This is a genomic window from Shinella sp. SUS2 (genome assembly GCF_001262505.1).
Classification (GTDB): Bacteria; Pseudomonadota; Alphaproteobacteria; order Rhizobiales; family Rhizobiaceae; genus Shinella.
In genome coordinates this window covers 120,632-146,511 of record NZ_KQ410739.1, presented here as the reverse complement: position 1 = coordinate 146,511, position 25,880 = coordinate 120,632, and the positions used below count along the sequence as shown (strand labels likewise).

The following is a 25,880-nucleotide window of genomic DNA, read 5'->3' as shown; positions in this document are numbered from 1 at the left end:
ACCATATCGGAGGTTTCCGCTTCCAATATTCATTGGCTTCCAAAAATTTTCGGCGCTCCCGCCTGCTCCGTAAGAAGCGGGTGGGAGTCCGCCGGGGGCTCGACCTCGAAAAGGCCTTCCATTGGCAATCGGCTCTCGCGTGGCAGTTGCCAAAATTGCCGCGCCATCAAGCGCCGCTTGGACAGCCTTTCCGAACTCCGTGAACTTCCCGCTACCCTCATCCTCGACAAACTCGGCAATGATCGGGAAATCCGGCTTGGCGAATGCCGTCACGCATTGCCTTTGATGCCTTAACCACGATGCAGAGATTGCCAGCTCGCTTGCGGCATGCGCGGGGCGGTTCAGCCGCCACAGCGATTTGCGGCTGATCGACTGAGGAGTCCTCCAACCCCGTTTACATCGCATCTCCAACATTTTATAGTGTTGGGACGCAACACAATGGAGCGATCTTGTCCATACTCTTCACGCCCGGACAGATTATGGCTGCGCTTTCCCTGAGCAAGCAGCAGTGGCGCACGTATCGACAGGCGCTGCCCAGTCTAAACGCTGAGGGTCGCCGCTCCGCATGTTTCAGTGCAGGCGATCTTCTCGCGACGGCGGTCGTTCAATTTGCGACCGCCAGCTTGCAAATGCCGGTCTCCGGCTTCTCCTCCGTTGCAGGCGAGTTATTTGAGGTTTGCGGTGCTTACCCGTGGATTCGGCTAGAGCGATCCCACCTTGCTTTAATTGTTGACGATGGACGTGTCGTCCTACTCGATCTCGATCAACGACTGCCCGCCTGCGGGCTTGCCATCGTCATTCAGCTTCAGCCGTTGGTGGACAGCCTTCGGGAACGACTCCTCGCGACGGCAAGCAACCCACAGCAAAGTTTAGCGTTTCCGCCAATGGTTGCGGGCGCTAGATCATGATACTTGATCGCGTCCTAGAAATAGTCGTCGAGCAGACGACGAGGCTTGGCTATCGTGACGATGCAATTCGTCGTGACTATGCTTACAGTGACATCTGGAAATCGTCGGGTGGAACCAAGTCTGTCCCGCTGGTGGCGTTCACCCAAACTCCCCCCTCCTACCGATCTGCCGCCTTTGCTGTCGCAGAGGGGGCAGCCGACGGAGCGCAAGGCCTAGTCGAGGGCCATCGCGCGCTCGGAGCCCCGCTGTTTTTCGTCATAGAAGGCGATAACGTCTCATCTTGGCAGGTCTATGCGAAGCAGTCCCCACGACTTCTCGATCGATTCCCGATCGATCGTTTGCCTGAGACTTTCTACCACCATCGCGACGATTGGGCACCGGACGTCATCCATCGGGCAAAATCGATCGGCCGCGTCGATACCGCTTACCAACTAGATTTCGTTGACATCGGTTTGATCCCGGCAATTGAGGGCGAGATCCATACCAAACTCGACCGTCTAATCCGTGAAGCTGTGGCTGATGTGCGGAATGTCACCAACAGCAATACGATGCGTCTTCTTTTCCGCGGTGTCTTTCGGTTGCTCGCAGCAAAAATTCTGACCGATAGACAGAATGCACGGGCGCAGCGATGGAATGCCGACAATGTAGCCGATGTCTTGTTGGCGATGGGTGACTATTATCTGCTCGGTAATGACACTCAGGTCTGGCCAACCAGCACTCTAACCTTATTGGAGCCCGTATGGGCCGCGTTCCGAACCGGGTTTAATGTCGCGAACATCTCCGCAGACGACTTAGCCTACGTCTATGAATCAACGCTCGTCACGCCACAGGCCCGAGCACAGTTTGGCACGCACAGTACGCCCCGACATGTCGCCGACTACATCCTCGATCGCTTCCGGCTATGGGAGTATGGCGTCAACCCACCAAAAGTATACGAACCGTTCGCTGGTGCTGGCGTTTTTCTGGGCTCAGCGCTGCGGCAAATGCGAGATGGCCTTCCGCATGACTGGACCGACAAGCAGCGTCACGATCTTCTGATTCAGCACATCGGTGGTGCTGAGACCGATCCCTTTGCCTGCGAAGTGGCAAAATTGTCCTTGATTCTTGCGGACTACCCGAACGCAAATGGATGGCAAATTGAGGAAGTCGACCTTTTCAAGAAGGGGACACTCGCGCAACGCCTCGAAGGCGCCGATGTCATTTTGTGTAACCCGCCTTTTGAAGCTTTTACTTCGCCGGAACGTTACAACTATCCCGATGCAAGCGCGATAGATGGGTCGAAAGCGGTCTTTGCGCTAGAGACAGCGCTGCAGACGCGGCCAAAGATGCTTGGTTTTGTGGTGCCAAACACACTATTGGTCGACCGCCGATATCGCAGCCAGCGGCGGCAGGTTGAGCAACTCTATCGTGACATTGAGTTGGTCTCGTTACCTGATGGCGTATTCAACGTATTACAACTCGATACGGCACTTCTTATTGCGCGCGAACTCCGGCAGTCTGGAGAAACACAACGTATCCGTTCCAGCGCTGTTTATGATGCGGACAAGCGGAGTTTCGCTGTCGACCGCACCGCCTCCCATACTACGGAAGAACTTCGTACATCGGATTCGTCGCGGAGTGGGACACTTTGGTCGCCGCCACTCCATCACGTCTGGTCCGCACTTGCTGACCTGCCCACCTTGGGAAAGCTGGTCCGCGGCCATTGGGGGCTGCGCTGGCACGGGGGACAGAAGAAGACTATTCGTGTTTTCGATCACTCCGGCCCTGGACGGGTGCCTGGCTATATGGACAGCAGTGCGCTCGACCAGTTTGTGCTTGATGCGCCCCGCTTTCTTGACGTCAGGTCAGAAGCTCTTCTAGCGGGCGGAAACTATGATTGGGACGCGCCGAAAATCCTTTCAAATGCAGGCCGTTTGAGCCGGGGCTATTGGCGCTTGGCAGCTGCTGTTGATCGGGAAGGCAGACGAGCTTCACAGCAGTTCATCGCTTTTTGGCCGAATGAAGATGCAGGCGACATTGATCTGGATGCGATTGTCGCGTTGCTCAATGGACCAGTTATAAACGCTTTTCTGGCCGAGCATTCCTTCGACAAGCGTTTTCGAATTAGTATGTTAGAGCGTGCGCCCATCCCTGCTTTCATTCCTGAGCGCATTGGCGATCTCAGTCGGGCGTATGCGGCTGCCGCACGCCAGGAGGCAGGCAACGCCGATCAGCTTACCGCACTCCTTGATGAGATCGATGCCCTCACCATCGAAGCCTATGGGCTCAACGATGACCTGAAGCGGGATTTGTACGCGGCTTTGGGAGACAGTGAACGGCCGTTGAAAGGACTCACTACGCGCCGTCGTCGGTCTCAAAAACGTCTTGGCAAAGACATTGGGCCCTCACTGCTCGCGCTTCTTTCGAATGAAAAAACTGTAGAAGAAGACACCGGAGAAGTTCTGGGTGTTCCGCTTTCACCGGAGGACGCTGTCGAGGGAATCCGATCAATCGCACGCTCGATACCGACAGATCAATGGGCAGGAAGGACGCTATCTGCCGCCGAGTTGCAAAATCGGGCTTCTATACAGCCAAGCGAGCTCACCACTTGGATCAGGCAGGAGCGGGTCATCTCCATTTCCGATGAGGAAGGAAATAAGCGCTATCCACTAGAGCAATTCGACCACGATAAGCCACTTGGGGGGCTGGACGAGATCATATCGACAGTCGGCGATCCTCGCGTCGCATGGCTATGGCTTCGACAGCCGCATGTCCTTTTGGACGGTCATACGCCGCTCGAAATTCTCAGACAAAGCGGAATCGAAAGGCTCCGTTCTCTTGTCGCGCGCGATTTTTGCTGACTGAATGAAGCTCTACCCGGCAGCACTCACTAAGATTACACAGGCATTTAAGCCAAAGAATTACGCGCGCATATTTCCCGCTGCTCACAAAGCGACACCGTTGGGTACAGGTCCCGGCATGGCTCGCTTCAGCAGTGTTAATGGAAATTTCAACACGCTCTACGCAGCGAGCTCTTTGGCGACGGCCATAGCCGAAACAATCATAAGGGACCGCTTCGAAGGAGGTGGGGCAAGGCTGCTGTTCAGTTCTGAACTAGAGAATTCTTGCATTGCCTCGATTTCATCGATCTCACCGTTGCAACTTATAGATTTGCGAACAGACGGTTGCTTTCAACTGGGAGTAACGACTGACATCGCCTCTGCAAAAGGGTGGGATGATTCACGCGCTCTGGCCCAACACATCCACGACCATACTACGCTTGATGGTTTCATTTACCGCTCCCGCCTAACAGGAGCGAACTGTATTGCCATATTTGACCGCGCAGTCTCGGTGAAACTGACAGCCGGAAAATCCACTGAACTAGCGGCAGTCCCTCAATTGCCGTCAGCGCTCGAAAGCTTGAGCACGGAGATCATTCTGTAGCCGCACCCACGGCGAGGAAACTATGACGGCGGTGGCGACCAGCAACTCAAGCCAGGGCAAGAAGGCAGTTCGAGCGGTTGCCAGGGTTCGCAACCGGTGATTCCCATTTTTGGCTATTCAGCACAAACCAAACATAACGAGCTGTGCGCTTGAACACTTCGCCACTCAGCGCGGCTCAGCGGGGCCAGATCTTGCCTTCTCATAGAGCAATGTCGGCATCTGGGTCGCCGGCGGCGAGGGCGTTTATGTAGGCGAGACACAGTTCGCAGGAACGGAAACGCCCGCCATAGATCTCCTTCTCTTGCCGCTCAAGGATCGGGAACGTGGAGTAGATGTAGCGAACATCGTCGCGATGCGTGATTCCATAGAGGTGGAAGAAAATCGCGTCGAGCTTGGCTCGCAGTTTCAATCTTCGTTCGTCATTCCAAACGAATGGCGGCCGAACCTCGCCGACGGCGTCGAGGTATCCCATGTCACGCGCAAATGGCGCCATGTCGTTAGCGGTGTACGTCAATTCCAGCACGGCTTCACGAACGATCTCGCCGGCCTTCCTTGAACCAAACCGAATATCATCGAAGCGCTGCGGGGGAACTACGGGGAGTTGCTCCGCAATGTACCAGTTGAGTGTGGTGCTATGCACTTTTGATCTGGCAACAAAATCGAAAACCAGAGCGTTCAGATTTGCCACGTACAAGGAGCCGTCGCGCCGATACTCGTCTACGTTCGTCGGCATTAGCAGTGGGAGCTTGTTGCCGAAACCAGCCTTGGGAACAATCGCACTGATTACCGTTCTGGCGTCCGTCGCACGAGCGATGTCGCGGAAACCTATCAGCCAATCGAGCGGAACATCGACCTCGCTTCCGGGCACCCAGAAGTGCGGCAACGGCACGAAATCAGGGTCTGCTTTCTGCTCAGGCGTGACATCGCCGCTTAATGCCGCATTGTGAACATTCTCCTCGTTCACTTCGACAGATGCTGCCCGGTGGTCAAACTGATAGATCATGCGGCCGACATAGAGCGGCAACCATGGACCGGAGGCGCTGCCATATTGATTGCCGCCAACCGGATATGCACCTTCCCGCTCTTGAAGCTCCGAAGATGTTCGAAACAGCTTCGAGTCATTTGTCATATGGAACATGGTCGCATATTTGACCGGCCAAGCTCTCGCCGGCTCGCTGCCGGAGTGATCGATCAGAATTGGCAGGTGCGCGTAAATTGCACTCGCAAGCTTTGCATCCCGTAGCGAGCGGAAAATCGGTGCCGTGCCTGTATTCGGATTGACGCGGGAGAAATCGTCAGCCGTCAGAGAAAAACGCCGATCGGGATCAGAGAGTTGCGCGACATCGTGCAGAAAGAATGCGCAGGTCGCGGGAAGCTCCGTCGGAGACGGACTTGCCACGAAGGCGCAGAATTTAAAACTACGATGCACGTCGGGAAAGAAGGGCGCGCTGTTGATTCCCTGGCGACCATTCTCAAAATCGTAGAGCGCCTTGAGCCTTCCCTGTGTTGCGACTCCTTTGAAAAACACAGACGCAGTTTTGTCGGACGCAATCCCGGATGGCGTCAACAGCCCGACCATTCCATTACGCTTGACCAGCACCATCGCCCGCTCAACGAAGAGCGAATATATGTTGATGTCGCCCCCAGACAGCAGAGGATAGTCACCGCCAGCCCGGGCCATGCGGGTCGCCGCACCGGCGCGCTCGCTCGCCTTCCGGAAATCAATAGCTAGGGGATCGCCTGCGGCTTCCAATTCATCAATCATCCTCTTGCGGTCAGCCGCCCGCTGCGCGAGAGCGATTTCACGTCGACGGGCAGCAAACCATTCGACCTGCTGAAGCTTCATCTTATCCCACGGCGGATTGCCAATGATCGCATCGAAGCCGCCAGTGAGGCCGTCACCCTCCCAATCGCTCCATACGCCCGGAAATGCGACCTGCCAGTTCAGGAAGCGCTCTTCCGCCATCAGTTCGCGAGCAATGGCTAGTATTTCGACAAAACGGCGGCCATGATCGTCGCGGACTTTCGGCTCGCGTCTGCCAAGTGCAATCTCAAAGGGGTCCCCGAAGGAGCCGTCGAAAAAGCCCTGGATTGCCTTCGCGTTGTTCTTCCCTTTCAGGTCCTGCCATTCTATCGCATGGAGCAACGACAGGAAGGCGTTAAGCGGCGCCGTCATCACCTGTACGCCTTCGAAGATTTCTTGCGAGCGGTGCGCTTCTGCGATCTCCGCATCCGGCAGGCCCTCGATGGTCTGCATCGAGGCCGCGGACCCAAGCGCCGTTTTAACCGGTTCATGAAGCAGCAACGGACTACCATAGGCCGTGGCCTTTTCGATGCCGGTTTTCACCCAAGAGCCGAAAAGACTGTCGCCACAGCGTAGATGGTGGTCGAGGAACGATAGCGGGGCGCCGACCGTAAAGCTGTGCAGCCAAAGCGCGACCTTGGCCAATTCGACCGCCATCTGATTCTTGTCAACGCCGTAAACACAACGCTTGAGGATCATACGTCGGATAATGTGACGGTCATCGAGCTGTTCGGGGTCGACCGTCCAGTTGCGCTCTTCCGCGTTGCCGAGAATGGTGTTGCGGATGCCTTCGATCCGGTCGGCTAGCGGGGAGATATAGTCTGCCCACTCAACCATCGTTTCGGTTTCGGCTATGGCGGTAATTACCTGGTCGGCCATGTAGTCGACAAGGCTCACAAGAAAGTGCCCTGAACCCATCGCCGGATCGCAGATTTTGAGATCGAGCAGTTTCTCCGCCGGATCGAACCGTCTCAGGATACCGAGCTTGCGCCCCTCGTCCTGGTCCGAGGTCGCCAGTTCTTGGGCTTTCTCACGAAACGCGGTGAGGCGTGCCTCGATCAGCGGCTGCAGTGTTTCGCGGATGATGAGATTCACTAGATCGTCAGGCGTGTAGTAGCTGCCCGAGCTCTTGCGAGCAAAAATGTTTGGTCGGATGTCGACGATCGCGCCTTCCCTGACGACCTCATGCTCGAGTAGCCGTTCGTAGATTGAACCGAGCTGTTGCACACTGAGGTCACGATAATTGATGTACTTTCGCGCGCCGTCGGTGCGTTCAAAAGACAGCTTATCGATCACCTCGGCCATAACTGAATCGGAAAGCCGCACCCGCCGAAGCAGTGGAGTACGATCAGCGTCGAACAGTCCACCATTGTAAGGCGGCAATCCGATTGACACGTCACCTTCGTCAATGGCGCGGCACAGATCATCGAGGACGGACCAGTAACGAGCCGCTGTCGTCGAGAAGGTGTCTCCGCTATCCTTACGATCCCCTACATCGAGGCGGACACGGTCACGCAGGCCATAGTCGTCGTATCGCCGATCGTTGACAGGGAGCAGATTGCGGTCTTCAGCATAGAGGATAAATAACAGGCGGTAGAGAAGGATCAAGGCCGCTTCTCGCACGTCTTGAAGCGGAGCATCGACTGCCCGGTCGGCAAGCGAACGCGCTAACAAAGGGTACACATGGTCGAACACGAGGTTCGACAGGTCGGCAGCGACACGCTCCTCATAAAATCTACCCTCTTCAAGAGCGCGAACATGAAACGTCCGTGTGTCCGTCGCGGAAGGCAAAAACGCCTCCCTTCGAAACACAAGAGCGAAGACCCGAAGGGCATGGCGGCGTTGGTCATCATCCAGCGCGAAAAGGCCATCGCCGTACCCAGGAATTCCAAGCACGCTGGCGAGGTCAACTTCAAAGAACTGTTCGGATACCGAACGTGCACCAGAATGATAAAGACGCCACTTGCCGCCGTTCGTGAGAATGCCCCAACGCAAGCTGCCGGTCGTAAGATCATCGACTCGGCGCAGGTAGCGGAGCATCTGCGTTGAAGGCGCAAGTTCCTCACCGCGCCTTCCAGACTGTCGGTCAAGCGGCCGACGCCACCGCTTCGATTCGACTATCGCAAGGCCGAACTGGTAGCGCCTCCACTCTTCAGGAAATCGATCTGCTTGCGCCTTGATTGCCGCATCGGCAAACAGCAGACCATCCGGCACATCATCCCGCCCTTTGACCGTGAGGTTTTGCTGGCGCATGGCTTGGCTCCAGCCCAGCCGCCGGAGAATTGGCCAGATCAAATCGTCTTCAGTTCGGGTTTCGTTAGGCGTTTGCCCGGTCGGGAAGGATGAGAAAACGGCACCAAAATCCGCCGCCAATGCATCGACATCGTGGTCGCTTAGGCTTTTCCAGTCCGCATTGCTGACAATCGACTGCATCAGAAAATCGCTGGTAAAAAGGCTTCCTTGAAAGGTACTTTCGATCATTAATTTTTCTGCCCAACCTTAATTGCCCACGCGACAACCGATAACTGAAGCGGGGGATTCGCGCGCGCCCTATTGATCCTTTTCCAATGCTATCCCACGCTTATCCAGGGCTGAGGCGGTGAGCAAAGCGCTAGAAATCAGATGAAGGAGATTGACTGCGCCCTACCTCAGTACCGTTCCGGCCATATAAGCGACTGTTTAACCTATATTTTCGTCAGCGGCCTACCATAATAAGAGAGCTTTGCTTCCAATATTCATTCGTTCCCAGAATTTTCAACGCACCCGACCATCCGTAAGAAGCAGGGCGGGTGCGTTTATGTCAGCAACGATGAGAAATGCGCCCGTTGGAGGTTCGACCTCAAACAGCTTTCCACCGGCAATCGCCTCACGCGTGGCAATCGCCAATATTGCCACCTTGTCAATCGCAGCCTGAAAGGCCTTGCCGAACTCAATAAGCTCCCCGGAATCCTCATCCTCGATAAACTCGGCTATGATCCGGAAATGCGGCTCGGCAAATGCTCCCACGCATTGCCTTTGATGCGTCAACAGCAACGTCGAGATTTCAGGTTTACTTGAACGCACCCTGTAGCAGGCGACGAGATCGGTCATGTGAGAGCTGGCAAGATGACCGAAGCCTGCAATCCCTTTTCCGCCCGCCGTTCATTCAGAACCGCGAAAAGATAGTCAACGACCGGCACGCATCGCTTGTAGGACCATCCGTGCGAACCCGAAGGATGCGGTATATGCGCGGCAACAGCCCCCCATTCGGAACTCCAGTTGATCTCATGCGCTTCGTAATGACGCGGCCCAGCCTGATACGCCGCAGAAATGGTTTTGTGGATCGGCTTGCGACGCCACAATTCCGTTCCGCATACCAGCACTATTTCCGCCTCTGTCCTTTGGATATTGGCGACAAACTCATGGGATGCCGACCCATTCCACAACTGTTCCGGCGGGCGATCACCCGGCTTGTTCCCCGCGACGACCGGAATGTAGTTGCTGAAGATCACGGAATGCCAGAATGCGGCAGATTGCTCTTGGGTCAGCCCATCGTGGAGACGCTTCGTAACGAGCCGTTCCACGCGCCTGAAAAACTGGGCGTTCGCACCAAGCCGCCCCTCAATGTAGGCAGTGACCACATCCTTTGTCATCTCCGGGATACCGGAGCCGATTGGAGCGCTATGATATAATGGGCCTCCCCCAGCACCATGAGCCGCGCGCCGCCCAAAAGATTATCGCTCTGCCCGTAAAAGTCGCCGCGCCAATAGTCTGTCATTTCGTTCTCCGTAAATCGTGGAGCCGCAGAATCCCTTGAGAGACCTAATCGACGCCTATCAAATGAAAAAAAACTGACGGAATAATCAACGGTTTATCGCAGAAATACCGATTAGCTGGCTTTCCTGCCGCTTCTCAGCGGCTTCGGCGGTGATGCCCCTTCGTCCGGCACGACGAACAATTCCGACACGCTAAGTGACAAGGCATCCGCGATCTTATCGAGGAGATCGACGGTGGGATTTTCCGTCTGCCGTTCCAGGCCGCCGAGGTAGGCGCGATCAACACCGGCATCGGCGGCAAGCTTCTCCTGAGAGACGCCCCGATCCACCCTTAACCGGCGTAAATTCCATGCGACAAGCGCCCGACCCTTCATATGCCAAGGTCAACAGTTCAGTCGCCTAAAAAACCACTGGCAATAGCCACATGAAAGTGTTTATGGTGCCCGCCAAGGTTGATGTTTCGGCATCCATGGAGGGGCGATGCGGGTCAGAATACACCGGGGAACCAAGGAGATCGGCGGAAGCTGTATCGAATTGGAGGCGCAGGGCGCGCGCATTCTGCTTGATCTTGGCCTGCCACTCGACGGCGATCCCGATGATACCGCGCTCCATCCAAAGGTTGACGGTTTGCAGGGCGGAAGCGAGCTTTTGGCTTTGGTTCTCTCCCACGGTCATCTCGACCATTGGGGGCTGGCACACCTGGTAGGCCCGGATTTGCCGGTAGCACTTGGCGCGGCCACCCACCGAATCTTGAAGGCCGCGCAACCGTTCCTGCCGAGACCCTACGTCCCACGTCAGGCAAGTGAGTTTTCCAGCAGAACACGCCTGACCTTCGGCCCCTTCACCGTGACGCCGCATCTGGTAGATCATTCCGCCTATGACGCCTATGCGTTGGAAGTCGAGGCGGACGGAAAGCGGCTCTTCTATTCAGGGGATTTCCGGGCGCATGGCCGCAAAGGAGCGCTGTTCGACCGCCTTGTCGCCAACCCGCCCCGCAATATCGATGTGCTGCTGATGGAGGGATCGACGCTAGGACGGCTCGATGCCGACCGCCAGTTCCCGACCGAAACCGAGATCGAAGGCAAGTTGCTCGATATTTTCCAGCGCACGGACGGCATGGCGTTGGTCGCCGCGTCGGCGCAGAATATCGACCGGATGGTCAGCCTCTATCGCGCCTGCAAACGCAGCGGGCGGACGATGGTCATCGACCTCTACGCCGCCGAAGTCCTCCGGGCGACCGGCAATGCCAACATTCCGCAATCGGACTGGCCGAATGTCGCCGTCTATGTGCCGCATTACCAGCGCGTTCGTATCAAGCAGGACGAGTGCTTCGACCTCCTGGAGCCGCACAAGGCGAACCGCGTCTTCCCCGAAGACCTGAAAGCCTTGGCAGGCAAGGCTGCATTCCTTTTTCGGCCCGCCATGCTGGGAGACCTCGACCGGGCCGAATGCCTTGAGGGCGCGGTGGCCGTCTGGTCGCAATGGGACGGTTATCTGCAACAGGACAAGGGCCGCAACATCGCGGAGGCATTCGCTGCGCGCGGCATCCCGCTCGAACACGCTCATACATCAGGACACGCCAGCATCGGAGATTTGAAGCGATTGGCGGACGCCATCGCGCCGAAGATGCTGGTTCCCATTCATACATTCGAACCGGGCCGTTTCCCGGACTATTTCGGGCCTCGTGTCACCCGGAAGGAAGACGGCGACTGGTGGGAGATTGCCGCATGATGGATGCCGTTACCGCCGCTCATCGAAAGCTCGATACCGACTTTCTTAACGCCTTGGAGGCGCTGGCCGCAACGCCAGCCCCGAACTGGTGGCGAGACGTGCTCACTAACGATGACCTGTTCATTGCTGTCAGGCGCAATTCGCTCAATGTTTATTATCGCGGCGCATCCATCTTCAAGATCGATTGGGTCAACGGGCGGATTGTCCCTTCCACCCATGTCAAATATCTGGTCCGGCAGGCACAGACCTATGTGCCTTTGATCGACGGGCGATTCCAGTATCCGGCTGCGGCATCGATGTGGGAAAGCTATGAAGGGGCGGAAACCCTTCGCCAGATGATGCGGGCCGCAACCTCTTTTGCAGGAGCGGAGAAGTCCGGGCTTCATCCCCTACTCGTCGGCGATCCCTCAATCATCGATGCCGAAATCGCGCTGACCCGCGCGGCAACGGAGGAAGCGGCCACGCAGCAGCAGGACCGACTTGACGCAGCCGTCATCCGCAACACCAAGACCGGGCCGGAGGTCGTTTTCTGCGAGGCCAAGCACTTCACCAATGTCGCATTACGAGCCAACGGAGATGGCTTGCCCACTGTCATCGGCCAGATCAAGGACTACGAGAGCGCGTTAACGCGGTACGCCAACGCATTGAAGGAAGGCTATGTCGAGGTCGCCAGCGCCCTCGTTCGCATCAATGCGATGAAGAAGCTGGTTCGCAGCGGTGATGCGCCCACGCTACATGACGCGATTCTTCATATCGCCGAGAGCAAAATCCCTCCGGCCATCGACGCCAAGCCCCACCTTCTTATCTTCGGTTTCGACAAGGCCCAGCGTGACGATCCGGCATGGCGCGTCCATCTGCAAAAATTGGAGCACCATTTGGGCGGGCGTGTGCGCGCCATCGGCAACCCAACGCGCCAATCTGTTGCAATCCGGTAACATAGAGGATTTCTTCGCAAAAAGGCGCAATTTTCGAGGGGCTGAAGTGAATACTAGGGGCGACCTGCTTTCAGCGAAGACGGCCGCATCCTGACACAGCAAGATGGGAGCCCCATGAAAGCTACCAAACACCCGCACAGACCGAAAAGCATGTCGCATTCTGACTTGCCGATTCTCCAATCGAATGCCCGCAGCCATCAACTCGCACGGCACGGATGGCCGGAAACAATCAGCCTCGATGGGCCATCGTCCGGCGTTGCCCTGCTCTTCGGAGCGCCGCAGACAAGCAGGATTGTTCCCATTTATCTGGCGAACGCGACAGGCTCGCTATTGATCGACGTTTTCGTGTCAGACGCTGGTTTCATCAATTTCGATGAAACTCACGAAGACACCCGACCGCATGTCCGTGCATTGGAAACCATAGAGAGTGGCACAGGCTCCTTTTTGGATGCCTACCTGCTCGACCTCGCAGGCGACTTTCTCGTCTCTTACAGCGTGATCGCTACCACGGAACAGGGTGTCCGATATTACGGATCGGCACCCATTTCGCGACCACCCCACGATGGCTGGATCGCAATCGAGGACTGGGCGCCAATCCGCGCCTGATCCCCCACACCATTTCCCTGACAACGACCTTCAGGCGCGAAAAGCGCCGCATGGAGTTTCCCTATGGACGCCGAATATTTTAAATCGTGGAAATTTGCCTTCACCCTCGCCGCAGGCTTCACCATCCTCATGACCGGATACAAAATGGCAGTCCGGCCTGATCTGCCGACGCGGCTTGCCGAAAGCCGGGCAGCGGCTGCATTTCCCGAAGGCGAACCTTCGTCAGCATTGCGCGGCAAGCTGATGACCGAAGGCATGACCTCGCTCAGTCTAAACTTCACCCTTGACGAGTTCGAGCGCTACATGCGGTCCAACAACAACGAGATCGTCTGGGAGCCGGAGAACGACCGCTCCTTCGTCGTGGTCGCTACACGCGTTGATCCATTAACCCAGGTCATGAACGAGATGGCCTTCCAGATGAAAGTTCGTCAGCCGTCCGAACTGCCGAATTTCCCGCATTTCGCATCCGGTGCCATTTCGATCACTGCAATCGCGTTCAATGCCGAGATGGTCGATCCGCGCGTTGCGCAAAACCTGCTGTTCCAGATGCAAACCGACATCGAACTGAGACGGCAGAGGGGAGCGCTGTAAACGCTTCCGGGCCATACAAATCGCTGCTACAATTCTCAGTACAATTTCAACCGTGAGGCATTGATTTCATTGAGTTAACGGCGACGGAACCCGGATCGTGCAGGGTCCAGGTTCCCCAGCCAAACTCCTTTAAAAATAAGTGACCGACTTCACCTCATCCCTTGCCAGCGGTTTTCTCGGCTGGCACGTTGCTTGTGTCTGATTCCCATCTGCGTGGAGGAAAACCCATGGCGCACAAGTTCGAGATCTACAAGGACAAGGCTGGCGAGTTTCGTGTTCGCTTCAAGTACAACAGCGAAGTGATGTTCTCCACGGAAGGCTATTCCAGCAAGGCCAGCGCGCAGAACGCCATCGATTCGATCAAGAAGAACGGTCCTGGCGCGCCTGTCGAAGACAACACGACGCCGCAGGCCTGATCGATCCACATTCGCCAAAAAGGCCCGCCGGTTTTCGCCGGCGGGCCTTTTTGCGTTTCCGCGCCGGAGGATTGCCGGAGAAACTGCGCGGTGACGCCCCGGAGGCGGCGGCAGCCCTACGGGCCTTAACGTCTCGCCATGAAAGCCCGGGCTCCTTGCGAGTTGCAGGCTTCCTTGCTGGACTGGAGACAGATGGCGCGCACCACCGAACCGGGAAGGCACTCTGGCAGCACTATCGGCAGGCGACCTGAAACCCGCGATGCGCCGATGCCGCGCATAGCCGGCCGCGATTACTGTTTTCGGAAGAAGGAAGCCAAGGTCCATAAATGGAAAAGCCTGCCGCGGGAGGAGGTGCGGCAGGCTTTCCGATAGAACCGAATGGCGACTGGGAGGAGGAGTGCCGCCATTCCCGCAGTCGGCCCTGGGAGGAGGAGTGGGCCTTCTGCAATCATCGAAGCTTCGTGGGAGGAGGTACGTTGCTTCGATAAATATGACTATAGCCGATTCCTGATTATTTGATAGGCATCGTTTTGCAGGGCAGCTATGCGCTATGCGCGGAGCGTATGCCTCAACACCATCGAACTGCCCCGCCGCACCGCCACTTCTTCGCACATGCAAAAACACCCGCCGGAGGCGGGTGTCTTCGAATTCTGCTAGATGGCGGCGGGTCGGTCAGAAGCCGACGGCAGCGCGCGCGACGGCCTTGATTTCCGAACGCTCGATGCCGAGATCGCGCAGTTCGCGGGTGGTCATGCGGTCGAGTTCGTTGACGGTCTGACGGTACTTGCGCCAATTGCTGAAGGAACGTGCCATGTTCATGATGATCCCCTTTCCGGAGGCTCTCTGTTCGGCACCGGTCCGTGGCGCCGCGTCTTTCGATGGCCGTCTTATAGGCTTATGCTGCAATGCAGAACAGCGCCAAGCGAGCACGCCACCCATGCGTATGACGCATGGGTATGGCCATCTTCTGTTAAGGTTCCATTTCACGCATAATTCGGATTCGGAGGCTGTTTTCGGCAAAAAGTACGACTTTTTAGCCGGCGCCGTGGGAGAATCGCGCGAAAGTACGTCTCTTTCTCTTTGCAGCGTCCGGAATGCCGCCCTTCGCCGTCCCTAGCGTTTTGCCGATATCCACGGCAAAAGCCCTTCGCACTTTCGCCGGACTTGCTCTAAGAAGGCGTCCCGCGGCCGCGCCGCCCTTCTCGATGACGGAAAGACATGAGCGACATTCTGCAGGGTCAAGAACGCGGCGACGTGCTCGCCCATGTCTCCGGCAACCTGCGCCGCCTTCGCCAGGCGACCGGGCTCAGCCAGGCCGCGCTGGCGCAGGCCTCCGGCATCAGCCGGCGCATGATCGTGGCGGTCGAGGGGGGCGATGCCAATATCAGCCTGTCGAGCCTCGACAAGCTGGCCGCCGCCATGGGCGTGCGCTTCGTCGATCTCGTGCGCGATCCGGCCCGCGCGCCTTCAGCGGAAATCAACGAGGTGACCTGGCGGGGAACCGATGCGGACAGCACCGCCGTGCTGCTCGGCACGGCACCGGCAACGGCGGAGGCGCAGATGTGGTTCTGGTCGCTCGGCCCCGGCGAGCGCTACGCCGCCGAGCCGGACCCGACCGGCTGGCACGAAATGCTGTTCGTGACCGAAGGCACGCTGCGGCTTGAGCTTTCGGGCGTCGCCAGGGATTTTGCGGCGGGCAGCTTCACCGTCTACGCCACCGACCAGGCCTATGCCTATGCCAATCCCGGCACCGTGGCCGTGCGTTTCGTGCGCAACGTGATCTCCTGATCATCAGCCCGTTGCCAGTATCCAGGCCATGCCGGCAAGCGCGGACAGCGCCAGCGTCAACAGCACCGAGGCCTTGAGGCGGAACAGCGCATAGGCCGCCGCCGCGGCGAGCAAGGCCGATGGCAGGATGAGTGTCGATGGAACGGGCACTTCCAGACGCAGCGGGCCTGCGGCAAGAACCGTCACCTCCCCGAACAGCGTGTGCAGGGCGAACCAGACCGCCAGGTTGAGGATGACCCCGACGACGGCGGCAGTGATTGCCGACAGGGCGCCGGAAAGCGCCGCATTGCCGCGCAATTTCTCGATGAAGGGCGCCCCGAGGAAGATCCAGAGAAAGCAGGGCACGAAGGTGACCCAGGTGGTGAGGATCGCCGCAAATGTTGCCGCCACGAGCGGATCGAGGCCGCCGGGATCGCGGTAGGCGGCGAGGAAGCCGACGAACTGCAGCACCATGATCAACGGCCCCGGCGTCGTCTCGGCCATGCCGAGCCCGTCGAGCATTTCGCCGGGCCGCAGCCAGCCATAGTGCTGCACGGCCTCCTGCGCGACATAGGCGAGCGCCGCATAGGCGCCGCCGAAGGTGACGACCGCCATCTTGCTGAAGAAGGCGCCGACCTGCGTGAAGACGTCGTTGCCGCCGGCGAAAAACCAGATCGTTGCAACAGGCCCGAGCCACAAACAAAGCAGCGCCGCGGAGATCTTCAGCGACCAGACGAGATGCGGACGGGCATGGGCGGGTGTCGCCTCGCCGAGCAGCGACTCCTCGTCCTTCAGGGCATTTGCGCCCGCCCCCGCATGGCCGCCCGCCGTGCGGAAAAGACGGGAGCCGGATCTGGAACCGAGGTAACCGACGATCGCCGCAACGACGATGATGAGCGGAAACGGCACCTTGAAGGCGAAAATGGCGACGAAGGCGGCGGCGGCGAGAAGGATCATCGCCGGATTGACGAGCGCGCGGCTGCCGATGCGGAACACGGCCTGCACGACGACGGCGAGCACCGCCGCCTTGAGACCGAAAAACAGGCCCTCGACCACGCCGGCATCGCCGAAGAGCACATAGACATAGCTCAGCGCGAGGATCGACAGGAAGCCGGGCAGGATGAAGAGAAGGCCGGCAAGAAGGCCGCCCGCCGTGCGGTGCATCAGCCAGCCGATATAGACGGCGAGTTGCTGGGCCTCGGGTCCGGGCAGGAGCATGCAATAGTTCAGGGCGTGGAGGAAGCGCTTCTCGCCGATCCAGCGTTTCTCGTCGACGACGATGCGGTGCATCACGGCGATCTGCCCGGCGGGGCCGCCGAAGCTGAGCGCCGCCACGCGCGCCCAGACGCGGAGCGCCTCGCCGAAGGAGACGCCGTGCCCTTCGGCAGTGGCCGGATCGGGCAGTGTCGCCGCGCCGTCGTTCATCGGATGTCCTTTCCCCGTGTCGCTGCGATCGATTGCAGCGTCCCCCTGCCCTGTCAAGGCGGCGGAGGACTTGACGGGCGTGGGTATCGGCATTATTAAACTCATCAGTTAATTAACCTAATGGATAAATGACGTGAGCGACCCGCTGAGCATGACGTTTGCCGCCCTTGCGGACCCGACTCGCCGGGCGATCCTCGCACGGCTTTCCGAAGGGGATGCGACAGTGAACGAAATCGCCGCCCCGTTCGAGATGAGCCTGCCCGCCGTCTCGAAGCACCTGAAGGTGCTGGAGGCTGCGGGCCTGATCACCCGCAGCCGCACCGCCCAATGGCGCCCCTGCCACCTGGAGGCGGGGCCGCTGAAAGAGGTCAACGGGTGGATCGCTAACTACCGGCGCTTCTGGGATGAGAGCTTCGACCGGCTCGACGACTACATCAGGCAATTGCAGGCCGGCGAGCCGGACAAGAAGAACTGAGGAGGACGACCATCATGCAACAGACCGCTGGAGCCGCCGAGCCTATCGGCCTTGCCATCGAACGCCTGATCGACGCGCCTGTCGCCCTCGTCTTCAAGCTCTGGACGGCGCCGGAGCACCTTGCCCGCTGGCTGGGGCCGAAGGATTTCACCGCCCATGCGGTGCGCATGGACGTCCGCCCGGGCGGCGCCTGGTCGGCGGTGATCCGCTCGCCCGATGGCGAAGATTATCCGATGGGCGGCATCTACCGGGAAATCGCGGAAAACCGCCGCCTCGTCTTCACCTTCCGCTGGACCGCGGAGGACGAGCCGGAAACGCTGGTGACCGTGACCTTCGAGGATGTTGCCGGAAAAACCCGGCTGACCTTCACCCAGACGCCGTTCGAGACGGTCCAGTCCCGCGACAGCCATGCGGAAGGCTGGGGCGAATGCCTCGACCGGCTGGTCGCCTATGCCCTGCAACAGCACCCCGGAGGAGAAGAGCGATGAAGAAGACCTATCACGGCAGCTGCCATTGCGGCGCCGTCCGCTACGAATGCGTGCTCGATCTCGACGAGGGCCTGAGGCGCTGCAACTGCTCCTTCTGCCGGCGCACGCGCATGCTGAAGACATTCTCGAAGCGCGAGGACTTCAAGCTGCTGTCCGGCAAAGACCAGCTCCTCACCTACCGCGCCGCCAATTCGAACTGGCCGGAAGGCGATGTCGACCACTACTTCTGCAGGAATTGCGGCGTCCGCTCGTTCTCGCGCGGCTACCATGAAACCTTCATGGGGCATTTCTACTGCATCAATGCCGGCACGCTGGACGACGTGTCGGAAGAAGACCTCAGCGCCGCGCCCGTCATCTACGAGAACGGCATGGTGGACGACTACGAAAATCCGCCGCCGCACCACGCCCATCTCTGATCTCACGCCGCGCGGGCCTGTTGCTGGAGGTAGCGGTCCATCGCTCCCAGCATGGCCTGCCAGCCGGCCTGATGGTCCTCCGCCCTGTCGCGACCATCGAAATAGGTGCCCTGTTCGACAAGCCGCATACGCGTGCCGTCGGGAACCGGCTCGAAGGTCACGACGACCGTGCCGGAAAAGGAGAGCGTGCCGTCCTCCCGCAGCAGGGTGGCATAGACGATGCGCACCTCCGGGAGGATCTGCAGGTAGCGGTTCTCGTTGAGATAGACAGGCCCGTCCGCGGGACCGAAGCGGCAGAGATCGCTTTCTCCGACCGCAAAGCCGAAACGCTCGAAGCGCATCTGCCAGTCGGGTCCGGGATCGCCCCAGGCTTCCTGCGCCGCCTGTTGCGACCAAGCCGCAAAGACCGACGCTGCCGGCGCAGCGAAGGTTCTGGTGATATCGACGGTGCCGAGTTCGATGGACATGGCCTTTTCCTTCCTGTTGGGGGAACGGGAAGAGCATGCGCGTACCCGGCTACGGCCGGTAGAGACGTTCTCGACACTTTCGGGGCAGATGTGCCAATCTTGCGCCATGCCGACACGCCCGAAGCCGACCACTCCCCTCACCGTCGCCATCCTCGCCCTGCCGGAAAGCGGCACCATGGCGCCCTATGGGCTGCACGAGATCCTCGGCGAGGCCGGTCGCGGCCCGAAGGCGCAGCGCCCTCTCAAGCCGGTGCTCGTCGCCGCGCAGAGCGGCCCCCAGGAGACGGGCAGCGGCCTCAGCGTGACCCCGCAGCAGGGGCTTTCCGGCCATCTTGCCGATATCGTCGTCGTCTGCGACATCCATCTCGACCCGGGCCTTTCGCCGGCTGGGCGCTGGCCGCGGGAAATCGCCTGGGTGCGCCGGCATATCGAGGCGCAGGCGCTGGTCTGCTCGGCCTGCAGCGGCGCGGTGCTTTTGGCCGAGGCCGGGCTGCTCGACGGCACAGAAGCCGCCTCGCACTGGATCATGGCGGATCTTTTCCGCGACCGTTATCCAAAGGTCGCCTTCCGGCCGGAGCGCATTCTCTGCGACAGCGGCAGCGACGGGCGGCTGATCACCACCGGCGGCGCCACGTCCTGGCAGGATCTGGCGCTCTACCTCATCGGCCGCTTCTGCGGGGCGGAGGAAGCGACGCGCATCGCCCGGCTCTTCCTCATCGGCGACCGGGGTCACGGGCAGCTCCCCTTCGCCTCCATGGCCCGACCCCGCCAGCACGGCAATGCCGCGATCGCCGACGTGCAGACCTGGCTTGCCGACAACTATGCCGCCCCCAACCCGGTGGCCGCCATGGTGGCGCGCTCCGGTTTGGCCGAGCGCACCTTCAAGCGCCAGTTCAAGGCCGCCACCGGCTATGCGCCCGTAGACTATGTGCAGGCCATGCGCATCGAGGAGGCCAAGCAGATGCTGGAGACCGGGCCGGACGCCATCGAGGACATCGCCGTCGCAGTCGGCTATGGCGATCCGACCTTCTTCCGAAAGCTCTTTCGCCGCCGCGTCGGCGTCACGCCGGCACAGTATCGCCAGCGCAACCGCCAGCGCGGTCTCGGCTGACAATGGCCGATTTGCCCCGAAACCAGCCCGTTTGCCTCTGACCTTCGGGCCCCGGCGCCGGCACACTCGTCTCATCGAAACACGAGGAGACGCAACATGGACTTCTACTACGCCCCCACCGCCTGCAGCCAGGCCGCCCATATCCTGCTTCATGAAGCCGGTCTTTCCTTCCGGTCGCACACGGTCGACATCTTCCAGCACAGGCTTGAGGACGGCAGCAGCTACGAGGCGGTCAATCCGAACGGCTATGTGCCGGCCCTTCGCCTCGATGAAGGCCTGCTCCTGACGGAAAACGTCGCGCTGCTCGACTGGATCGCCCTTGCCGGCGACGGCCTTGTGCCGGACGGGCCGCTCGGCCGCACACGCCACCTCCAGATGCTCGCCTTCCTCTCGACCGAGCTGCAAAAACCCTTCGTGCGGCTGTTCTTCACCGAGAACGAGGAGGAGAAGGCCTGGCTGACCGAAACGCTCGGCCGCCGCTTCGGCTGGATCGCCACGCGCATCGAGGGCGACTATTTCTTCGGCGCGCGCTTTTCCGCTTCGGATGCCTTCTTCTATGTGATGGCGCGCTGGGCCGCGATGTGCGGCATCGCCCTGCCGGAGAGCCTGCAGGCGCTGGCGGGCAGGATAGACGCGCGGCCGTCGGTGAGGGCCGTGCTGGTGAAGGAGGGCGTCGCTCCCCTCGGCGAGGCCGCCTGAATCCCTGAAGGAAAAGCGTTGCGCCCACCCGGTGATCCGCTAGGGTCTTGCCGCCGGCGTGAGGGGCCTGCAACAGGTCCGGTTCCGGCGACTGTCGGAACTGGTCGCTGGCGAGTCGCAGACAGGCTGCACTGGCAGGCGAGCAGGCCCTAAAATCGGCAGCAATATTTCATCGGGGTCCAGCACATGGCAGAGTTTCCGCAAAAGGCGAAGGTCGTCATCATCGGTTTGGGTGGTATCGTAGGCGCATCGATCGCCCACCATCTCATCGAGCGGGGATGGGACGACATCGTGGGCATCGACAAGTCGGGCATCCCGACCGACATTGGTTCGACGGCGCATGCCTCGGATTTCTGCTACACGACCAGCCACGACTATCTTTCGGTCTGGACCACCCAGTATTCGATCGATTTCTACGAGAAGATGGGCCACTACGCGCGCATCGGCGGCCTCGAGGTCGCGCGCACCGGCGACGACACCTGGATGGAAGAGATCAAGCGTAAGCTCTCCTCCGCCCGGGCCTTCGGCACCCGCGCGCATTATGTTTCACCGGCCGAAATCAAGGACATGTTCCCGCTGATCGAGCAGGATCAGGTGATGGGCGGCCTGTTCGATCCCGATGCCGGCCTCGTCGTCCCGCGCTCGCAGACGGTTGCCGGCAAGCTGGTCGATGCCGCCGAAAAATCCGGCAAGCTGCAGGTCTACGGCAACACGCCGGCCCAATCGCTGATCGTCGAGGGCGGTCGCATCAAGGGCGTTGTCACCCATCGCGGCACGATCATGGCGGATCACGTCATCGTCTGTGCCGGCATCTGGGGCCGCCTGATCGCCGAAATGGTCGGCGAGGACCTGCCGGTCATGCCGGTCGACCATCCCCTCACCTTCTTCGGCCCGTACAACGAGTTCGAAGGCACCGGCAAGGAAATCGGCTATCCGCTTCTGCGCGACCAGGGCAACTCCGCCTATATGCGCGACACCGGCGACCCGAAGACCACCGAGGGCGGCCAGATCGAGTGGGGTTACTACGAGCAAACCAGTCCGCGCCTCTGCCACCCGCGCGACATTCTCGAAAAGCACGAGGCGCGCCTCTCGCCCTCGCAGCGCGACCTCGACATGGAGCAGATCCTCGAGCCCCTCGAAAAGGCCATGGAACTGACACCGATCCTCGGCGAACTCGGCTATAACGAAGGCCATTCCTTCAACGGCCTGTTGCAGGTCTCCGCCGCCGGCGGCCCGTCCTGCGGCGAAAGCCAGAAGGTGCGGGGCCTCTGGTACTGCGTCGCCATCTGGGTGAAGGACGGCCCCGGCTACGGCAAGCTGATCGCCGACTGGATGACGGACGGTCGCACCGAGATCGACCACAACTCGATCGACTATTCCCGCTTCTACCCGCACCAGCTCACCGAGGAGTTCATCGAAGGCCGCAGCTACGAGGCCGCGCAAAAGATCTACTTCCCGGCGGTGCACAACCGCGAACCCTATGCCTCCGGCCGCGGCGCCAAGCGCTCACCCTTCCATGAGCGCGAAAAGGAACTCGGCGGTTACTTCATGGAACTCGGCGGCTGGGAGCGTGCCCATGGCTACGCCGCCAACGAGCATCTGCTCGAAAAATATGGCAACCGCGTTCCGGTGCGCGAGAACGAGTGGGACAGCCGCCATTTCTGGCGCGTCTCGAATGCCGAGCATCTCGCGATGAGCGAGGATTGCGGCATCGTCAACCTCTCGCATTTCCACATGGTCGACATCGAAGGCCCCGACCATGTCGAGCTGCTCGAATGGCTCTGCGCGGCCAAGATCGGCGGCGACGGCAACATCGGCAAGGGCATCTACACCCACTTCCTCGACGACGAGGGCATGGTGCGCGCCGACTTCACCGTCTTCCGCATGGCCGACCGCTGCCGCCTGGTGAACGGCGCCGATGCCGGCCCGCGCGACTTCCACTACATGAAGCGCGTCGCCGAGGATCGTGGCCTTGACGTCACCATCACCGACACGTCGGAAAAGTTCATCACCATCGGCATCTGGGGCCCGAACGCCCGCGAAAACCTGAAGAAGGTGGTGGCGGACCCGGCCGGCCTCGATATCGAGAATTTCCCGTTTGCCGCGATCAAGCAGATCGAGATTGCGGGCAAGCCCGTCACCGCCTTCCGTATCTCCTATGTCGGCGAGCAGGGCTGGGAACTGCACATGAAGTACGAGGACGGCCTCGCCGTCTGGGATGCGCTGCGCGCCGCCGGCGTCATGGCCTTCGGCGTCGAGACCTATGCCAATTCGCGTCGCATGGAAAAGAGCCTGCGTCTGCAGAACGCCGACCTTCTCACCCAATACAACCTCATCGAGGCCGACCTTGCCCGCCCGAAGGTCAAGGAAGCGGATTTCCGCGGCAAGGCGAAGCATCTGGAATACAAGGCGCGCGACCACCAGCCCGCCATGCTCTGCACGCTCGTCATGACCGAGAACACCGACAGGAACGGTGTCAAGCGCTACCCGCTCGGCAACCTGCCGGTCATCGACCCCGCGACCGGCGACGTCCTCATCGACGACCTCGGCCGCCGTTCCTACACGACGTCCATCGCCTTCGGCCCGACCATCGGCAAGAACATCGCGCTCGCCTACCTGCCGCACGCCTATTGCCAGGAAGGTCGCAAGCTCAACATCGAGTATTTTGCCGAGACCTACCCGGTCGAGGTGGTCGGCATCGGCTACAAGCCGCTGTACGACCCTGAAAACCTGAAGCCGCGCACGTAATCGGTTTTGGAGACGTCAAAAAGGAAAGGGCGCGCCGGCGAAAGCGGCGCGCCCTTTTGCTTGGTCGGTTTGCCGACGTCCGCTCCGCCAACCGCCAGCGCGAGAACCTGCTGCTCTACCGCACCAACGCCCCATTCTCCGCGACAAGCCGCCCGGCCTTGAACACCCGCCGTCCCTTCGGCACCGCCACGACGGCCTCCGGTACATGTTCGGCGGCGAGCGTCACGAAATCGGCCCTGGCGCCGATAGCGATGCCGTAGCCTTCGAGACCGAGGGCCTTCGCACCGGCTGATGTCACCACGTCGAAGGCGGCCGTCAGTTCCTCGTCCGTGTAGAAGCCGGAGCGGTAGCCGATCATCATGGCCCGGGCCAGCATGTCCCCGTCACCGTAGGGCCACCAGGAATCGCGGATATTGTCATTGCCGGCGAAGACGTTGACGCCTTCCGCGCGCAGCAGCGCGACCGGCGGGAAGACATGATCGCCGGGGGCGTTGGTCATGATCGACACGCCTGCGGCAGCGATTTTCGCCCCGATGCGGCGGGCGGCGTCGGCATCGAGGTCACCGAGGCCATAGGCATGACTGATCGCCACCTTGCCCTGCAAACCGAGCGCCACGGTGCGCGCGCAGATTTCCTCCACCGTGAAGGCGCCGAGCGAGCCGAAATCGTGCAGATGGATATCGACCCCGACGCCGCGCTTTTCCGCAACACCGAAGACGACATCGAGATGGCCGTCGATATCGCGGTCGAAACTTGCCGGATCGAGGCCGCCGACGAGGTCTGCGCCGAGCGCGACCGCCTCGTCCAGCAGCTCAGGCGTGCCGGGGCTCTTCAGGATACCGCTCTGCGGGAAGGCGACGAGCTGAATGTCGATGATATCGCAGTACTCCTCGCGGATACCAAGGATCGTCTCCAGCGATTTCAGCCCGACCGAGTCATCCACCATGACATGGCTGCGCATCTGGAGGGAGCCGTTCGAAACGCAGAGTTCCAGCTGCTTGCGGGCGCGCTCGTCCATCGGCGCGGCGCTTGCCATGTTCTGCGCCTGGAAGGCGACGCGTTCGTGGACGTCAAAACCGTTGGTGCAGGGTTTGTGCGGGATCCATTTGTCGCCGTAGAAGCTGGTATCGAGGTGGATGTGGCCCTCGACAAAGGCCGGCACCAGCAGCGCGCCGGCAATGTCCACCTGCAAGGCCGCGCCCGCAAGCGCGCCCGCTGGCGCGATGGCGACGATGCGGCCGCCGGCAACGCCAATATCGTTCAGCGAACCGTCCGCCAGTTTCGCGCGGGTGAAAAGGGTCTCGATCTCGGCCATGGCCTCGCGTCTCCATCTGCATACGACCCGACCTGCCCCATTCCGGGCAGATCAAGTATTGTACGCAACAAGACGCGAAAATCGTATGCAGTCAATAGGCCGCAGCGACGGCGGCGGTGCCGAGCACCAGGATGGGCGTGCCGTTCTGCACGCGGTTATAGAGATCGATGACATCCTGATTCAGCATGCGCACGCAACCGGAGGAAACGGACTTGCCGATCGTCCACCATTCCGGAGACCCGTGGATGCGGTAGAGCGTGTCTTCCTTGTTCTGGAAGATGTAGAGCGCGCGGGCACCGAGCGGGTTCTTCAGGCCCGGCTCCATGCCGCCGTTCGCGATGCTGTAGGGCTGCAGTTCCGGCTGGCGGGCGACCATCTCATCCGGCGGGGTCCAGCGCGGCCATTGCCGCTTGTACTGGATGACGCCGCGGCCCGCCCATTCGAAGCCGGCGCGACCGAGGCCGACGCCATAGCGCATGGCCTGGCCGTCCTCGTAGGTGAGGTAGAGAAAGTGGCTGGACGTATCGACGACGATGACGCCAGGCCGCTCGCCGGTCGGGTTCGGCACCATCTGGCGATAGAAGCGCCGGTCGATCTTCTGATAGGGAATGGCCGGAAGCGGGAACTGCTCGTCGGGCTTCGGCCCGTACATGGCGGCGTAGATGCTGGTATCGACCGGTTCTGGTTCGATGGCGACCCGCTCGCGCACCGGCGTCGTGCAGCCGGCCAGAACGGTGGTTGCCAATCCTGCCCCGCCAAGCAGGAAGGATCGGCGGCTTACGCTTTCACCAGTCAATACA

25 protein-coding genes are annotated in these 25,880 nt (G+C 60.3%); 15 read left to right on the top strand and 10 right to left on the bottom strand.

The genetic code is table 11. The features are described 5' to 3' along the window. The first annotated feature begins 449 nt into the window (after positions 1 to 449). From AKG11_RS34680 to AKG11_RS33795, 3 genes are read left to right on the top strand one after another with little or no spacing between them, the layout of a single operon-like run. On the top strand, positions 450 to 908 hold the full coding sequence (locus AKG11_RS34680) for a hypothetical protein (RefSeq protein ID WP_156334132.1): 459 nt from the start codon (positions 450 to 452) through the stop codon (positions 906 to 908). Next, on the top strand, positions 905 to 3,748 hold the full coding sequence (locus AKG11_RS24610; RefSeq protein WP_050745821.1) for an N-6 DNA methylase: 2,844 nt from the start codon (positions 905 to 907) through the stop codon (positions 3,746 to 3,748). The genes AKG11_RS34680 and AKG11_RS24610 overlap by 4 nt, the downstream gene beginning before the upstream one ends. Positions 3,749 to 3,752: 4 nt before the next feature. After that, complete coding sequence (locus AKG11_RS33795) at positions 3,753 to 4,331, top strand: RES family NAD+ phosphorylase (protein WP_082342628.1); 579 nt, start codon at positions 3,753 to 3,755, stop codon at positions 4,329 to 4,331. A gap of 199 nt (positions 4,332 to 4,530) precedes the next feature. Here the strand turns inward: AKG11_RS33795 and AKG11_RS24605 are convergent, their stop codons facing one another. From AKG11_RS24605 to AKG11_RS35445, 5 genes are all read right to left on the bottom strand, one after another. Further along, the gene (locus AKG11_RS24605) at positions 4,531 to 8,616 is read right to left on the bottom strand and encodes an Eco57I restriction-modification methylase domain-containing protein (protein ID WP_050745820.1); all 4,086 of its coding nucleotides are present in this window, start codon (positions 8,614 to 8,616) and stop codon (positions 4,531 to 4,533) included. Positions 8,617 to 8,889: 273 nt separating this feature from the next. Continuing rightward, positions 8,890 to 9,225, bottom strand: coding sequence for a hypothetical protein (locus AKG11_RS24600; RefSeq protein ID WP_156334131.1), 336 nt, complete (start codon positions 9,223 to 9,225; stop codon positions 8,890 to 8,892). Continuing rightward, on the bottom strand, positions 9,222 to 9,767 hold the full coding sequence (locus AKG11_RS24595; protein ID WP_245290229.1) for a hypothetical protein: 546 nt from the start codon (positions 9,765 to 9,767) through the stop codon (positions 9,222 to 9,224). The genes AKG11_RS24600 and AKG11_RS24595 overlap by 4 nt, the downstream gene beginning before the upstream one ends. A gap of 236 nt (positions 9,768 to 10,003) precedes the next feature. Further along, positions 10,004 to 10,264, bottom strand: a complete 261-nt coding sequence (locus tag AKG11_RS24590; RefSeq protein ID WP_050745817.1) for a helix-turn-helix domain-containing protein — start codon at positions 10,262 to 10,264, stop codon at positions 10,004 to 10,006. Positions 10,265 to 10,289: 25 nt separating this feature from the next. Continuing rightward, on the bottom strand, positions 10,290 to 10,574 hold the full coding sequence (locus tag AKG11_RS35445) for a hypothetical protein (protein WP_245290234.1): 285 nt from the start codon (positions 10,572 to 10,574) through the stop codon (positions 10,290 to 10,292). Between AKG11_RS35445 and AKG11_RS24585 the strand changes: the two genes are divergently transcribed. The 5 genes from AKG11_RS24585 to AKG11_RS24565 all read left to right on the top strand — a co-directional run bounded on the left by AKG11_RS24585 (position 10,464) and on the right by AKG11_RS24565 (position 14,169). After that, positions 10,464 to 11,621, top strand: coding sequence for an MBL fold metallo-hydrolase (locus AKG11_RS24585; protein WP_245290232.1), 1,158 nt, complete (start codon positions 10,464 to 10,466; stop codon positions 11,619 to 11,621). The two genes, AKG11_RS35445 and AKG11_RS24585, sit on opposite strands and share 111 nt — an antisense overlap. Beyond that, a complete protein-coding gene (locus AKG11_RS24580) occupies positions 11,618 to 12,556 on the top strand; it encodes a hypothetical protein (RefSeq protein ID WP_050745815.1) in 939 nt (312 codons plus the stop codon). Before AKG11_RS24585 ends, AKG11_RS24580 begins: the two co-directional genes overlap by 4 nt. A gap of 114 nt (positions 12,557 to 12,670) precedes the next feature. Then, positions 12,671 to 13,162, top strand: a complete 492-nt coding sequence (locus tag AKG11_RS24575; RefSeq protein ID WP_156334130.1) for a hypothetical protein — start codon at positions 12,671 to 12,673, stop codon at positions 13,160 to 13,162. A 63-nt stretch (positions 13,163 to 13,225) separates the two neighbouring features. Next, positions 13,226 to 13,753: a hypothetical protein gene (locus AKG11_RS24570; protein WP_050745813.1), complete on the top strand. Its 528-nt coding sequence runs from the start codon at positions 13,226 to 13,228 to the stop codon at positions 13,751 to 13,753. Positions 13,754 to 13,980: 227 nt separating this feature from the next. Further along, the gene (locus AKG11_RS24565) at positions 13,981 to 14,169 is read left to right on the top strand and encodes a YegP family protein (RefSeq protein ID WP_024270606.1); all 189 of its coding nucleotides are present in this window, start codon (positions 13,981 to 13,983) and stop codon (positions 14,167 to 14,169) included. A 672-nt stretch (positions 14,170 to 14,841) separates the two neighbouring features. Here AKG11_RS24565 and AKG11_RS33790 read toward each other — a convergent pair. Next, positions 14,842 to 14,988: a DUF1127 domain-containing protein gene (locus AKG11_RS33790; RefSeq protein WP_024270607.1), complete on the bottom strand. Its 147-nt coding sequence runs from the start codon at positions 14,986 to 14,988 to the stop codon at positions 14,842 to 14,844. 399 nt (positions 14,989 to 15,387) lie between these two features. On the opposite strand from AKG11_RS33790, the gene AKG11_RS24560 reads away from it, so the two are divergent. After that, positions 15,388 to 15,957, top strand: a complete 570-nt coding sequence (locus tag AKG11_RS24560; protein WP_050745812.1) for a helix-turn-helix domain-containing protein — start codon at positions 15,388 to 15,390, stop codon at positions 15,955 to 15,957. 3 nt (positions 15,958 to 15,960) lie between these two features. Here the strand turns inward: AKG11_RS24560 and chrA are convergent, their stop codons facing one another. After that, a complete protein-coding gene (gene chrA, locus AKG11_RS24555; protein WP_050745811.1) occupies positions 15,961 to 17,361 on the bottom strand; it encodes a chromate efflux transporter in 1,401 nt (466 codons plus the stop codon). Positions 17,362 to 17,512: 151 nt separating this feature from the next. On the opposite strand from chrA, the gene AKG11_RS24550 reads away from it, so the two are divergent. The 3 genes from AKG11_RS24550 to AKG11_RS24540 are packed head-to-tail and all read left to right on the top strand — an operon-like array spanning position 17,513 to position 18,740. Further along, positions 17,513 to 17,836, top strand: a complete 324-nt coding sequence (locus AKG11_RS24550; protein WP_037407361.1) for an ArsR/SmtB family transcription factor — start codon at positions 17,513 to 17,515, stop codon at positions 17,834 to 17,836. A gap of 14 nt (positions 17,837 to 17,850) precedes the next feature. Then, positions 17,851 to 18,324, top strand: a complete 474-nt coding sequence (locus AKG11_RS24545; protein WP_050745810.1) for an SRPBCC family protein — start codon at positions 17,851 to 17,853, stop codon at positions 18,322 to 18,324. Then, positions 18,321 to 18,740: a GFA family protein gene (locus AKG11_RS24540; protein ID WP_050745809.1), complete on the top strand. Its 420-nt coding sequence runs from the start codon at positions 18,321 to 18,323 to the stop codon at positions 18,738 to 18,740. The genes AKG11_RS24545 and AKG11_RS24540 overlap by 4 nt, the downstream gene beginning before the upstream one ends. Before the next feature lie 2 nt (positions 18,741 to 18,742). Here the strand turns inward: AKG11_RS24540 and AKG11_RS24535 are convergent, their stop codons facing one another. Then, positions 18,743 to 19,207 carry an SRPBCC domain-containing protein gene (locus AKG11_RS24535; protein WP_050745808.1) on the bottom strand — a complete coding sequence of 155 codons (465 nt, stop codon included), beginning with the start codon at positions 19,205 to 19,207 and terminating at the stop codon, positions 18,743 to 18,745. A 106-nt stretch (positions 19,208 to 19,313) separates the two neighbouring features. Between AKG11_RS24535 and AKG11_RS24530 the strand changes: the two genes are divergently transcribed. The 3 genes from AKG11_RS24530 to AKG11_RS24520 all read left to right on the top strand — a co-directional run bounded on the left by AKG11_RS24530 (position 19,314) and on the right by AKG11_RS24520 (position 23,765). Beyond that, positions 19,314 to 20,318: a GlxA family transcriptional regulator gene (locus AKG11_RS24530; RefSeq protein WP_245290228.1), complete on the top strand. Its 1,005-nt coding sequence runs from the start codon at positions 19,314 to 19,316 to the stop codon at positions 20,316 to 20,318. 96 nt (positions 20,319 to 20,414) lie between these two features. Continuing rightward, a complete protein-coding gene (locus AKG11_RS24525; protein ID WP_050745807.1) occupies positions 20,415 to 21,017 on the top strand; it encodes a glutathione S-transferase N-terminal domain-containing protein in 603 nt (200 codons plus the stop codon). A gap of 186 nt (positions 21,018 to 21,203) precedes the next feature. Further along, entirely contained in the window at positions 21,204 to 23,765 is a 2,562-nt protein-coding gene (locus AKG11_RS24520; RefSeq protein WP_050745806.1) for a GcvT family protein, read from the top strand. Between the two features lie 115 nt (positions 23,766 to 23,880). Here AKG11_RS24520 and AKG11_RS24515 read toward each other — a convergent pair whose 3' ends face one another. Together AKG11_RS24515 and AKG11_RS24510 are read right to left on the bottom strand one after the other, a co-directional pair. After that, positions 23,881 to 25,080 carry an amidohydrolase family protein gene (locus tag AKG11_RS24515; protein WP_050745805.1) on the bottom strand — a complete coding sequence of 400 codons (1,200 nt, stop codon included), beginning with the start codon at positions 25,078 to 25,080 and terminating at the stop codon, positions 23,881 to 23,883. 91 nt (positions 25,081 to 25,171) lie between these two features. Next, positions 25,172 to 25,825, bottom strand: coding sequence for a L,D-transpeptidase (locus AKG11_RS24510; protein WP_050745804.1), 654 nt, complete (start codon positions 25,823 to 25,825; stop codon positions 25,172 to 25,174). Positions 25,826 to 25,880: the final 55 nt, after the last annotated feature.